The following is an 11,966-nucleotide window of genomic DNA, read 5'->3' as shown; positions in this document are numbered from 1 at the left end:
CGCTACCCGAACGTGGGCATCGGCGGGGATTCGGGGAACACGACGGGCAACGACACGAGGGCCCGGTGGAACGGACCCGGTCGCCAGGTCAGCTCCTCTGCCGGGACCGCGAGCCGCATCTCGGGTAGCGCGTCGAGGAGCTGGTCGATGGCGTCCTGCGCGATCAGGTAGGCCATCGATCGGGCGGGGCAGGCGTGCGGTCCGGCTCCCCACGCGAGGTGCGCACGGCTGTCGGTGTACTCGCCGGTGTGGATCGCCGGGTCGTGGTTACAACCGGCCATGCTGATCACGACCGGCTGGTGCGCGGGCAACCAGACGTCGTCGATCAGGATCGGCTGCTTCGGGTAGCTGAAGCAGTAGTTGGCCCCCGGCGGGTCGTCGAACAGCACCTCGTCGAGCGCGTCGCGGGTGGAAAGACTGCCGCCGAATATCCCGCCCGCGAACCGGGGGTCGGTGAGCATCAATCGCAAAGTGTTGGCGATCAGGTTCTGCTGGGGTTCGATGCCCGCCCCGTACAAGGTGACCAGTTGGTGGATCATCTCCATGTCGTCGAGCGCGGCGGGGTGGCGCAGCAGTCGCGAGGTGATGTCGTCGCCCGGACTTCCCCGCTTCATCTGCACCAGGTCGTACAGCGCGTCGGCGAGCATCGCGTTGCCCTTGTCCGCGTTGACGCCTTCGAAGATGGCGGCCATGCCCATCGCGACTTGCTGCCCGATCTCCGGCGGGCAGCCGAGCACCGAGTTGAGCACCGCGAACGTCAGCGGAAACGCGTACTGGCTGATCAGGTCCGCAGCGCCGTCCTGGCAGAAGGCATTGATCAGCGGGCCCGCGATCTGCTCGGTCGTCGAGTGCAACGCGTGCAGATCGACTTCGCCGATACTCGCGACATTCACCTGCCGGTAGCGCTGGTGCTCGAATCCGGTGCTGCGCAACGCGTTCGGCCGCCACTCCATCATCGGGAGGATCGGGCAGCCCGCGGGAATGCCCTGCTGCCAAGTTCGCGGGTCCGAGGGAAAATGCACGGGGTCGTTGAGTATTCGCAACGCGGTGTAATAGCCGATCACCAACGTGGCGGGCACGTTCGGCGCCAGTTCGATCGGCACGAGCGAGCCGTATCGGTCGCGCATCTCTCGGTAGGCGCGATGGGGATCGGCGGCGAATGCCTCCGTATACAGCGGGAACCGGGGCCCGTCGGAGTCGAGTGGCGAACCGTGCTGTACGGGACAGCTTTTCGTGCTGTCGGAGGCGGATTGCGGGGACTGTGGCGTGGACAAAGGTCATGACTCCAGGGGAAGGCGCTTCACCGACGCGTGCTGTCACGCGGGTCGGCTACGTGCCGAGCAGGTGCATGTTTCGCGATGTGCTACGGGATCGTAAGCAGTCGGCACCCGGTGGTGGGGTCGTTTGAGCCGCTCGATCAGTGAATGCGGAGCGATCCGCTGGGCATGACAGCGGCCGGGAACCAAGCGGCCATCTCGCCCGGGTCGCTGATCGCGCGCCACACCTTCTCCGGGGGATGGGACGGCCTGCGTCCGAACCGCAGGGTGGGGGCGCCGTCGACGGTGCGCAGTCGTGCTCGGGAATCGCTCATGGTTGTCCTTCCTCGTCGGGTACGGCGTCGAGATGACGTTCCAGGGCGTCCAGGCTCGATTCCCACATTCGCCGGTACGGCGCGAGCCAGGCCGCGATCTCGGTCAGCGGTTCCGGCCGCAACCGGTACCAGCGGCGCTGCGCGTCCTGACGCACGTCCACCAGCCCCGCGCCCCGCAGGACCTTCAGGTGCTCGGAGACCGTGGGCTGAGCCAATCGCAGCTCGCCGACCGAATCGCCGACCAGTCGTTCCCGTTCGCGCAACAGGTCGAGGATCTTCCGGCGGCGAGGCTCGGCCAGCGCCTCGAACGTAGATGCCATGCGATCCGCGGATTCGCGGGCGCGTGCAGGTAGGGGCGCAGGCGGGATTCGGGGCGTCATGTCGTGAAGCCCGCCAAACGTGCTCCCCGAAAAATCGGACCATCGATTCCCGCGTCTCAGCACCCGATAAATCCTGCGGTAATACCTCAATGCTATTGAGCGGGAGCGGTGTGCGGCGCTCGGTTCGGCAGTGCGGATGGCGGTCAGGAGTTTTCGGCGAACTGGGGCGTAATCGATTCATCTAGTACGTTCTCCGGGATAACGAGAAGCAGTTCTCGGGTGAGGTCGCGGCGAGCAGCGCCGCTGCCGACCCCGGCCGCTCGGCGACATCGGGCGGGTAGGTGGAGGTGTCCATGCTTGTTGACCACGCCGTCGTCACCTGGCGGGGCCACAAGGATCAGCCGACCTGTGGCCGCGCCCCCGCCGTCGCGGCCGACGGCCGGCGAGCCGGGCAAGTACGGTATCGGGACGCCGGACCAGTGGCGCGGCCCGGCGGAGCTCGCGAAAAGAATGTGTCGAGAATGTCTATTGATCTATTCCGCAGAACTCGGACCGTCCTGGGTTGTGCGGCGCTTGTCGTATCTCTGGTAGCCGGATGCGGAACCAACCGCGCGGAAGATCCGGCGTCGACCGAACCCAGCATCACCGAGGCCTCGGCACGTACCGACCAGAAGGGCTTGTCGCTCATCGTGCCGGGCACCCTGGCCGCGAGCTACGCCGAACTGGCGGCGGGTGTGCGCGGGAAGCTCGGCATGGCCATCATGCCGGTCGGCGGCGAGCAGGTGGTCACCTTCGGCGAATGGACCAGTGGCCCGGCCTGGTCGACGATGAAGGTCCCGCTGACCATCGCCGCGCTCCGGCGCAGTTCGAGCAGCTCCAGCTACGCCGCGTCGGCGGCGATCACGCAGTCCGACAATGCCGCAGCCGACGCGCTCTGGCAGTCGCTGGGCACCGCGCAGGAGGCGGCGCAGGCCGTGCAGGCGGTGTTGCGCGAGGCCGGTGACAACAGGACCGTTGTACCCGCGACCCGTGCCCGTGCCGAGCATTCGGCCTTCGGGCAGGCGGAATGGTCGCTGACCGACCAGGTGCGGTTCGCCTCGCGGCTGCCATGTCTGCCCCAGGCCGATCGGGTGACCTCGCTGATGGAACAGGTCATAGCAAGCCAGCGCTGGGGTCTCGGCGAGTTCGGTGGCGCCGAGTTCAAGGGCGGCTGGGGGCCGGACACCTCGGGCGCCTATCTCGTGCGCCAGTTCGGGGTCATCGACGTCCCCTCGGGCAAGATCGCGATCGCGATCGCGGTGCAGCCCGAGTCCGGATCGTTCAGCGACGGCATGAACATCCTGGACAAACTGGCCACGGTCGTCTCCGAGCATCTCGACGAGCTGGCCGGGGGGCGCTGCCCGGCCGCATGAGGCCATCCGTCCAGGTCAGTGTTACACGCCGTTCACGGGGGCGGGGCTGCCGAGATCGGACATGAAGGGCAAGATAGCGGCCATGCGCATCGGAGTTCTGACCGGAGGCGGAGACTGCCCAGGACTGAACGCGGTCATCCGCGCCATCGTTCGTACCGCGAACGGCCGCTACGGAGACGCGATCGTCGGCTTCGAGGACGGTTGGCGCGGTCTATTGGAGGATCGCAAGATCCAGATCCGCAATGACGACCGCACCGACCGGATCCTCACCAAGGGCGGCACCATCCTCGGCACCGCTCGCACCAACCCCGACGTGCTGCGCGCGGGCCTGGGCCGGATCAAGCAGACCCTGGACGACAACGGCATCGAAGCGCTGATCCCGATCGGCGGCGAGGGCACGCTGACGGCCGCGAGCTGGCTGTCCGACGAGGGCGTGCCGGTGGTCGGCGTGCCGAAGACCATCGACAACGACATCGATTGCACCGACGTCACTTTCGGTCACGACACCGCGCTGAACATCGCCACCGAGGCGATCGACCGGCTGCACACCACCGCCGAATCGCACCAGCGCGTCATGCTCATCGAGGTGATGGGCCGGCACGCGGGCTGGATCGCGATCGGCGCCGGCATGGCGGCCGGCGCGCACCTGACTCTGGTGCCCGAGGTCCCGTTCGAGGTGGACGAGGTGTGCGCGATGATCAAGCGGCGCTTCCAGCGCGGCGACAAACACTTCATCTGCGTAGTCGCCGAGGGGTCGCACCCGGCGCCGGACTCCGGATTCACTCTGCGCGAGGGCGGTATCGACGAGTTCGGCCACGAGCGGTTCACCGGCGTCGCCCAGCAGCTGGGCGTGGAGATCGAGCGGCGCATCGGCAAAGAGGTCCGCACCACCGTGCTCGGTCACGTGCAGCGCGGCGGCAGCCCCACGCCCTACGACCGGGTGCTGGCCACCCGCTTCGGCCTGCACGCGGCCGAGGCGGTGCACGCGGGCAAGTTCGGTCAGATGGTCGCGCTGCACGGCACCAGCATCGACCTGGTTCCGCTGTCGGAGGCCACCAAGCAGCTCAAGCGGGTGCCCGCCGAACGCCACCGTGAGGCGGAGGCGTTCTTCGGGTAGCGCTGCCGGGTTACCCTGGCCGGTATGGCCGAACTCCCTGTGCACGACCTGCCGGATGCCGCCGTCGACGTCCTGCGCCGCCGGGCGCGTGCGGCCGGGCTACCGCTGCCGCGATACCTCGGGCGTGAGCTGGTCGCGCTGGCGCTGCGCCGCACCGCGGACGACACGGTCGTCGAATTCCTGGAATCCGAAGGGCGCGACCTGGCGCCGGAGATCGACGCAGACGCCGCAGCGCTCGTGCGGAGCTACGACCTGCCGATCGAGACTCTCGACGTGCTGGGCAGGCGCGCTCGCTCCGCTGGACTGCCGTTGGGAGAGTACGTGCGCCGCGAACTGACCCGGCTCGGTCGGCAGACCACCGCCGAGGACGCGTTGCTGGAGTTCCACGAGGTGCAGGAGCGGGAGCCGGGCCTGCGCCTGGACATGGCGGAGATCGCCGCCGCGGTGCGGTACGCGCGCGGCGAATAGCCGGGGACGGTCCGAATCGTCGGTACTGTGAGTCGCATGCGCAGTGGGCGACTGATCGCGTTGGCTCTGTTGGTCATCGCGGCGTTGGCGGCAGGGTGTTCGGAGTCGAATCCGCCCGAGCCGACCACCGGTGACTGGCACGGCGCCATCGAGGTCCCCGGTCAGCCCCTGCAAGTCGGAGTGAGCTTCCGCGACGACGGTACGGCCAGTATCGACATCCCCTTGCAGGGTGTGAGCGGCACGCAGCTGAAGGACGTCCGCACCGACCGTAACGGCGTGTCGTTCGCGATCCCCGATATCCCGGGCGACCCGGTGTTCCGTGGCGAGTACGAGTCCGGAAGCGACCGCATCACCGGCGATTTCACCCAGGCGGGCCAGAGCTTCCGGCTCACGCTGAGCCGAGGCAAGGTGACGCCGCCCGCCCGCCCACAGGAACCGAAGCCGCCGTTCCCGTACAAGACCGAGGACGTCACCTACCGCAACGGCGACATCACCATCGCGGGCACACTGACCGAACCGCAGGGGCCGGGCCCGTTTCCCGCCATCCTCATGATCTCCGGAAGCGGCCCCCAGGACCGCAACGAAGACCTCATGGGCCACAAGCCGTTCCTGCTGCTGGCCGACACCTTCACCCGCGCGGGCTACGCCGTGCTGCGCACCGACGACCGGGGCGTCGGCGGCACCGGCGGCAAACTGGACGACGCGAACTACGCCGACCTGGCCGAGGACGCCGCCGCGGGTGTTCGCTTCCTGCGCACCTGCCCCGAGCTCGACCCGGCCAGGGTCGGGCTCTTCGGGCACAGCGAAGGCGGCTACCTCGCACCGCTGGTCGCCGCGCGCCCCGACAGCGGCGTCGCGTTCGCCGTCCTGATGGCCGGGCCCGGTGTCCCCGGTGCGGAGGTGCTCATCGAGCAGACTCGCTTGCTCGCCGCCGCGAACGGCACTCCTCCGGACCAGGTGGAGACCCGGGTGCGCGACACCACCGAACTGGCCGCCCTGCTGAAAGCGGGTGACCTGGACGGCGCTCGGCAGTTGGCCATCCGGCAGAACCAGTCGCTGCCCGACGACCAGCGGGTGCCCGACGACCAGGCGGCCGCGCAGATCACGCCGTATCTGGCCGCCCTGGTCGCCTACGATCCGGCGCCCGCCCTCGCCGCCCTGCGCGTTCCGGTGCTCGCGTTCTTCGGCGGCAAGGATCTCCAGGTGCCCCCGGCGCAGAGCGAGCAGCCGATGCGCGATCATCTCGCCGCCGACCCCGATGCGACCGTCCACGTCTTCCCGGGGCTCAATCACCTGATGCAGCCCACCGAGACCGGCCGTCCCAGCGAGTGCAGCACCATCGAGACGACCATCGCCCCCGAGGTGCTCGACTACGTCACCGGCTGGCTGCGTCAGCGGGTCCCGGTGAAGTAGCGCGCCGCCGCACGACGCGAGAGCCGCTGCGCTGCGGCGGGAGCGTTTACCTAAACTGATGGCCATGAGCGCACCCACGGTCGACCTGATGGATTACTCGGATGTCCTCGCCCGGTTCGAGCCGGTGCTCGGCATGGAGGTCCACGTCGAGCTGAACACCGCGACGAAGATGTTCTGCGGTTGCCCGACCGAGTTCGGCGCCGAGCCGAACACCCAGGTGTGCCCGGTGTGCCTCGGTCTGCCGGGTTCGCTGCCGGTGGTGAATCAGAAGGCCGTCGAGTCCGCCATCCGGATCGGGCTGGCGCTGAACTGTTCGATCACCCCGTGGGGCCGGTTCGCGCGCAAGAACTACTTCTACCCCGATCAGCCGAAGAACTATCAGATCAGCCAGTACGACGAGCCGATCGCCACGAACGGGCACCTGGATGTGCTGCTCGACGACGGGAGCACCTTCCGCGTCGACATCGAGCGCGCGCACATGGAGGAGGACACCGGCAAGTCGGTGCACGTCGGCGGCGCGACCGGTCGCATCCACGGCGCCAGCCACTCCCTGCTGGACTACAACCGGGCGGGCGTGCCGTTGATCGAGATCGTCACCAAGCCGATCACCGGCGCGGGGGAGCGGGCGCCGGAAGTGGCGCGGGCCTACGTGACGGCGCTGCGGGATCTGCTGAAGTCGCTCGGCGTCTCCGACGTGAAGATGGAGCAGGGCTCGCTGCGCTGCGACGCGAACGTCTCCCTCATGCCGGTCGGCGCCACCGAATTCGGCACCCGCACCGAGACCAAGAACGTCAACTCGCTGCGCAGCGTCGAGGTCGCGGTGCGCTACGAGATGCGCAGGCAGGCGGCGGTGCTCGCGAGCGGCGGCACGATCGTGCAGGAGACCCGCCACTTCCACGAGACCGACGGCACCACCTCGCCCGGCCGCCGCAAGGAGACCGCGGAGGACTACCGCTACTTCCCCGAGCCCGACCTCGAGCCGGTCGCGCCCGACGCGGAGTGGGTGGAGCGGTTGCGCGACACCATCCCCGAGTACCCCTGGCTGCGCCGCGCGCGCATCCAGTCCGACTGGGGCCTGTCCGACGAGGTGATGCGCGACCTGGTCAACGCGGGTGCGTTGGACCTGATCATCGCCACCGTCGACGCGGGCGCCCCGGCCAACGAGGCGCGCTCCTGGTGGGTCGCCTACCTCACCGAGAAGGCCAAGGAGCGCGAGGTCGCGCTGGACGAGCTGCCGATCACCCCGGCCCAGGTCGCCGAGGTGATCAAGCTGGTCGACGCGAAGACGATCAACAACAAGGTGGCCAAGCAGGTCGTCGACCACGTGCTGGCCGGCGAGGGCGACCCGGCGCAGATCGTCGAAGCCAAGGGCCTCGGCATGGTCAGCGACGACAGCGCCTTGCAGTCGGAGGTGGAGAAGGCCCTGGCCGCCAACCCCGACATCGCCGACAAGATCCGCTCCGGCAAGGTGCAGGCGGCGGGCAAGATCGTCGGCGACGTCATGAAGGCGACCAGGGGGCAGGCCGACGCGGCCCGCGTCCGGGAGCTCGTGCTCGCTGCTTGCAGCTGACTCGCTATCGGGGTCGATCGACCCCGATAGCGGTATAGAGCGTGCTCGAGGTCGGCGGCGTGGTGTAGCGGGCGTTCGGCAGGTACAGGTATTCGCCGAACGCGGCCACGGTCGTCGGTACGTCGAAACGCGGGTCGGTGACGCGCCGTTCGACCGTGCCCCTCGTACCCGCGGGATCGAGCGCGACCACGGCGATCGCGTTGGACCGGTTCTGGACGACGAACAATGTGCTGCCGCGCAACAGCAGTCCGTCGCCGTCGGGCAGCGACTCGGCGCCGAGATCGATCCGCCGTGTCGTACCGGTCGCCGGGTCGACACGGAACAACCGGCCGGTCACCGACTGCATGATGATCAGCCCGGTGCCGTCCGGCGTGCGCACGATCCCGTTGGCGTTGATCGCTCCGGGCTGGTAGCGGATGTCGCCGGTCAGCGGGCGACGCACCACCGCCGTGGGTGGCGGCAGGGCAGCGTCGTCGCCGATGGGCAGGTGGTACAGCACGGGTGTTCGTGAGTCGGTGAACCACGCGCCCGCGGGCGTGAGTACCACGTCGTTGACGAAGGTGTCCGGCGGCGTCGCGAGCCGGTAGTTCGCCTGCACCGCGCCGGTTCGGGTGTCGATGACGCGGGCGTCGCCTCCGGTGCCTCCGGCGACGAACAGCCGGTCGCGGTGGTCGAGCCGCATCCCCAGTGCCGGGGTACCCGGCCCGGGGCTCAGGATGTCGCCTCGACCGGTCACCAGGTCGGCGCGGTAGATGGAGCCGTCTGTCCGCGAACCGAAGTAGGCCACCGGTCGCGACCCGATCGCGATGCCCTCCGGCTGGAACCCGGCGGGCAGGTCGATCGCGGTGCGGACCGGGCGGTGTGCCGCTGTTCGGTCGGTGGATACCAGCGCCGTAGCGCCGAGACAGGCCAGTGCGGCCGAGATCACGAGGACTCGCCTCATCCCATCGTCCCTTCGTCCGGGGCCGCCGATCGCGGATGACGTCCGGCAGTCCCGGAGTCCGCGCTCAGTAGCCGACGGTGAAATGCCTGCTCTCACCCGGGTTCTCGAGTTCGTCCAGGACGGCCACGGCGAAGTCCTCCGCCGAGATCCGGGACGCGCCGTCGGCGCCGGTGATCAGGGTGGTGGTGCCGCGTCGATACTTGCCGGTGCGCTGTCCGGGTTCGAGGAGGGCGGGCGGGCTGAGATAGACCCAGTCGGCCGGATGCGCTCGGCAGGTTTCCCATTGCGTGACGCTGGCGGCGGCGATCGGGCGGATCGCGGGCGGTACGTATTCCGGACTGTCGAGGACGAGCCGATCGGGACGCTCCGGATTCCGGAGCGGGGCGGCGCCGCCGACCACGAGGATGCGCGTCCGGGTAGCCGTGGCCGCGTCCAGCAGGGCGGTCGTTGTCGCCGTGACGGTGTGTTCCTGGCCGGTGCCCGGACGGGTCGCGGCCACGATCGCGTCGGTGCCGTGGAACAGTTCACCCATCCGGGCGGGGTCGTTCGCGTCGCCCTCGACCGCGGTCACCCCGGGAGGCAGGACGGTCGGCGGCTGTTTCCGGAACACGGCGACAACCTCGTGGCCCCGGCTCGAGGCTTCGCCGACGACGCGGGAGCCGACCATGCCGTTTGCTCCGATGACGGTGATCTTCATTTCAGTACCCCTTCGGGTGTCGGGACAACGTGGGAAGAGCGGCTGGGCGCGGGAAGCTGTCCCGCGACGATGGCGGCCAGCGCGAGCCCGAACCCGGCGAGCTGGATCGGGCCGAGCGTCTGGCCGAGCAGGATCGCGCCGAGAACCGCCGCGACCAGCGGCGAGAGCAGGACGAGAACCGCGACCGAGGTGACCGGCAGTGTCCCGATCCCGCGGAACCAGAGGACATAGGCGAGCAGACCGCCGACCAGACCCAGCCAGAGGTAGCCGAGGGCAGCGGGCGGGTCGATCGCGGGAGGCGAACCCTCGACGAGGAACGTGAGGGGCAGCAGGAACAGGCCTCCCGCGGTGAGTTGCCAGCCGGCGAAAGCGGTGGGGCTCGCCTCGGCGGGCCGTCCCCACTTCTTCGTCAGCGTCAGGCCCAGCGCCATCGACGCCGCGGCGGCGAGGCCCGCCACGATCCCCACGAGGTCGAGGGTCGCGTGCGGCCCGATCACCACCATGCCGACGCCGACGACGCCTACCGCGCCCCAGACCAGGCGCCACGCCGACGGGCTCTCGTGCAGGACCACCACGGCCAGGACGGCCACGACGAGCGGCTGGGCCGCCGCCAACGTCGCGGCCACCCCGCCCGGCAGGCGTTCGGCGGCGAGGAACAACAGCGGGAACAGCAGCCCGATGTTGAGCACGCCCAGCACCGCGGCTTTGCCCCACCAGGCTCCCCGGGGCAGGGTCCGCGTGAACGCCAGCGCGAGCACACCCGCGGGCAACGCGCGCAGGAGCCCTGCGAAAAGCGGGTGACCCGGGGGAAGAAGTTCGGTGGTGACGACGTATGTCGTGCCCCAGGACACGGGAGCGAGCGCCGTCAGGACGGTGCGAGGGAGACTTCCGTCTCTGCCGGAAACCCTCTGTGCTGCTGAACTTTCCACATTCGCAGTCTCGCCCGGCAGGATTAATGAGTCCAACACATGTTTGTCACTTCATCGATCTCGATACACGATTGATCCATGGAGCTTCAGCAGATGCGGTACGTCCTCGCCGTCGCCGAGACGAACAGCTTCACTCGAGCCGCCGAGCGATGCCTGGTCGTCCAGTCCGCGCTGAGTCACCAGATCGCGCGCTTGGAACGGGAATTGGGCGCGAGACTCTTCGAGCGCACCAGCCGCCGGGTGCGATTGACTCCGGCCGGTGCGGCGTTTCTCCCGGCCGCCCGCCAATGCCTGGACGCCGCCGAGCGCGCGGCCGCCGAGGTCGCCGCGGCGGTCGGCGAGGTACGTGGAAGGCTCGCCGTCGGCCTGATTCCCACTGTCGCCGCGGTCGACATCCCGGAGGCGCTGCGTGATTTCCGGCAGCGGTACCCGCACGTGCGCATCAGCCTGCGGGTGGGCGCGAGTGAAGAACTCGTCGAGCGAGTCGCGCAGGGAGCCCTCGACGTGGCTTTTCTCGGATTGCCGACCACGGCCCGGCCACGGGGTGTCGCCGCCCACGAACTCGCCCGTGACCGGCTCGTCGCCGTGGTCGCACCCGACCATCCCCTCGCCGGTGCGCCCACGGTCGATCTGCGCAGACTCTCCTCCGAGGTTTTCGTCGACCTTCCGGCTGGAACCGCCGGACGCCTCCAATCCGACCAGGCCTTCGCGGCCGCCGGCTTGGACCGCGACGTCGCCTTCGAAGTGACCAGCGCCGACTACATCGCTCGCCTCGTCCGCCCCGGCCTCGCCGTAGCCATGCTGCCCTCCGCCTACGCGCCGCAACTGGAGGGCGTGGTCACCATCGAGGTCTCCGACGCCCCGGCCCGCGTCGAATACATCATCTGGAGCCGCAGCCGCCCACCAGCGGCCACCGCATTCCTCACCGTCCTCGGCGTCCCGGTAGATCGTGACGAATCGTGAGGATCGCCGAGGAATCGGCTGCGTCCGATGGCCCGGACCGGCAGCATGGCAGGGTGCCGGATCTGTTGTGTGGAGCGACGGTACTCGGATTCGATCCGGCGGCCGACCGCGTGGTGCTGCTGGCGGACCCCCGATTCCGCTGACCGGACCCGGCTGGAGAACATGCCTCGCTCGATCCAGCACTACGGGCGTCACGCCATCGGATACACGGCGAGCCCGTGGACGAATGCTCCGCGCGCGACGCCACCTGGCAGCGGTCCGATTTCCGCCGAACGCCCGTCGGTGCCGCCCTGACCCCTGACCACCTTGACGGGCAAGCCGCGGGTCGCGCCATCACTCGCCTCACACACCCCACCAGCTCAACCACCGATTTCGAGCGAAGCGAGACCGAGCATGCGCCGTTCGCGGCCCGGTTCGCGTCCGAGTGGCCGACGCGTCCGCGACGAAGTCGCCAGCGGTGCTGGCCTATCTGGAGGAGCACGCGGTGTTCACGCGGGTAGGGCGGCACAGCCGCCGCCAGGTCGACGTCGTCGGTGGCCTGGT

The 11,966-nt window shown here is 69.3% G+C and carries 12 protein-coding genes; 6 read left to right on the top strand and 6 right to left on the bottom strand.

The window, feature by feature from the left end; genetic code table 11:
* Positions 1–2: 2 nt before the first annotated feature.
* The 3 genes from ABZ420_RS03005 to ABZ420_RS02995 form a co-directional block, all read right to left on the bottom strand.
* The gene (locus ABZ420_RS03005) at positions 3–1,103 is read right to left on the bottom strand and encodes a cytochrome P450 (RefSeq protein ID WP_357116511.1); all 1,101 of its coding nucleotides are present in this window, start codon (positions 1,101–1,103) and stop codon (positions 3–5) included.
* 314 nt (positions 1,104–1,417) lie between these two features.
* Complete coding sequence (locus ABZ420_RS03000) at positions 1,418–1,591, bottom strand: hypothetical protein (RefSeq protein ID WP_357116509.1); 174 nt, start codon at positions 1,589–1,591, stop codon at positions 1,418–1,420.
* The gene (locus ABZ420_RS02995; RefSeq protein ID WP_357116506.1) at positions 1,588–1,911 is read right to left on the bottom strand and encodes a metalloregulator ArsR/SmtB family transcription factor; all 324 of its coding nucleotides are present in this window, start codon (positions 1,909–1,911) and stop codon (positions 1,588–1,590) included. The genes ABZ420_RS03000 and ABZ420_RS02995 overlap by 4 nt, the downstream gene beginning before the upstream one ends.
* 521 nt (positions 1,912–2,432) lie before the next feature.
* Here ABZ420_RS02995 and ABZ420_RS02990 point away from each other — a divergent pair.
* From ABZ420_RS02990 to gatB, 5 genes are all read left to right on the top strand, one after another.
* Positions 2,433–3,323 carry a serine hydrolase gene (locus tag ABZ420_RS02990; RefSeq protein ID WP_357116504.1) on the top strand — a complete coding sequence of 297 codons (891 nt, stop codon included), beginning with the start codon at positions 2,433–2,435 and terminating at the stop codon, positions 3,321–3,323.
* Between the two features lie 82 nt (positions 3,324–3,405).
* Positions 3,406–4,440, top strand: a complete 1,035-nt coding sequence (locus tag ABZ420_RS02985) for an ATP-dependent 6-phosphofructokinase (protein WP_040868533.1) — start codon at positions 3,406–3,408, stop codon at positions 4,438–4,440.
* Positions 4,441–4,464: 24 nt separating this feature from the next.
* Positions 4,465–4,908: a hypothetical protein gene (locus ABZ420_RS02980; RefSeq protein WP_357116501.1), complete on the top strand. Its 444-nt coding sequence runs from the start codon at positions 4,465–4,467 to the stop codon at positions 4,906–4,908.
* Positions 4,909–4,944: 36 nt separating this feature from the next.
* The gene (locus ABZ420_RS02975) at positions 4,945–6,321 is read left to right on the top strand and encodes an alpha/beta fold hydrolase (protein WP_357116499.1); all 1,377 of its coding nucleotides are present in this window, start codon (positions 4,945–4,947) and stop codon (positions 6,319–6,321) included.
* A gap of 64 nt (positions 6,322–6,385) precedes the next feature.
* Complete coding sequence (gene gatB, locus ABZ420_RS02970) at positions 6,386–7,891, top strand: Asp-tRNA(Asn)/Glu-tRNA(Gln) amidotransferase subunit GatB (protein ID WP_357116497.1); 1,506 nt, start codon at positions 6,386–6,388, stop codon at positions 7,889–7,891.
* A 4-nt stretch (positions 7,892–7,895) separates the two neighbouring features.
* Here gatB and ABZ420_RS02965 read toward each other — a convergent pair whose 3' ends face one another.
* The 3 genes from ABZ420_RS02965 to ABZ420_RS02955 all read right to left on the bottom strand — a co-directional run bounded on the left by ABZ420_RS02965 (position 7,896) and on the right by ABZ420_RS02955 (position 10,460).
* On the bottom strand, positions 7,896–8,834 hold the full coding sequence (locus tag ABZ420_RS02965; RefSeq protein ID WP_357116495.1) for a superoxide dismutase: 939 nt from the start codon (positions 8,832–8,834) through the stop codon (positions 7,896–7,898).
* Positions 8,835–8,898: 64 nt separating this feature from the next.
* The gene (locus ABZ420_RS02960; protein ID WP_357116493.1) at positions 8,899–9,531 is read right to left on the bottom strand and encodes an NAD(P)H-binding protein; all 633 of its coding nucleotides are present in this window, start codon (positions 9,529–9,531) and stop codon (positions 8,899–8,901) included.
* Complete coding sequence (locus tag ABZ420_RS02955) at positions 9,528–10,460, bottom strand: EamA family transporter (protein ID WP_357116491.1); 933 nt, start codon at positions 10,458–10,460, stop codon at positions 9,528–9,530. The genes ABZ420_RS02960 and ABZ420_RS02955 overlap by 4 nt, the downstream gene beginning before the upstream one ends.
* Before the next feature lie 78 nt (positions 10,461–10,538).
* Between ABZ420_RS02955 and ABZ420_RS02950 the strand changes: the two genes are divergently transcribed.
* Positions 10,539–11,423: a LysR family transcriptional regulator gene (locus ABZ420_RS02950; RefSeq protein WP_357116489.1), complete on the top strand. Its 885-nt coding sequence runs from the start codon at positions 10,539–10,541 to the stop codon at positions 11,421–11,423.
* Positions 11,424–11,966: the final 543 nt, after the last annotated feature.

Source organism: Nocardia sp. NPDC005745 (assembly GCF_040630775.1).
Lineage (GTDB): Bacteria > Actinomycetota > Actinomycetes > Mycobacteriales > Mycobacteriaceae > Nocardia.
The sequence above is the reverse complement of the archived record's forward strand: the minus strand, read 5'-3'. Positions and strand labels throughout refer to the sequence as shown.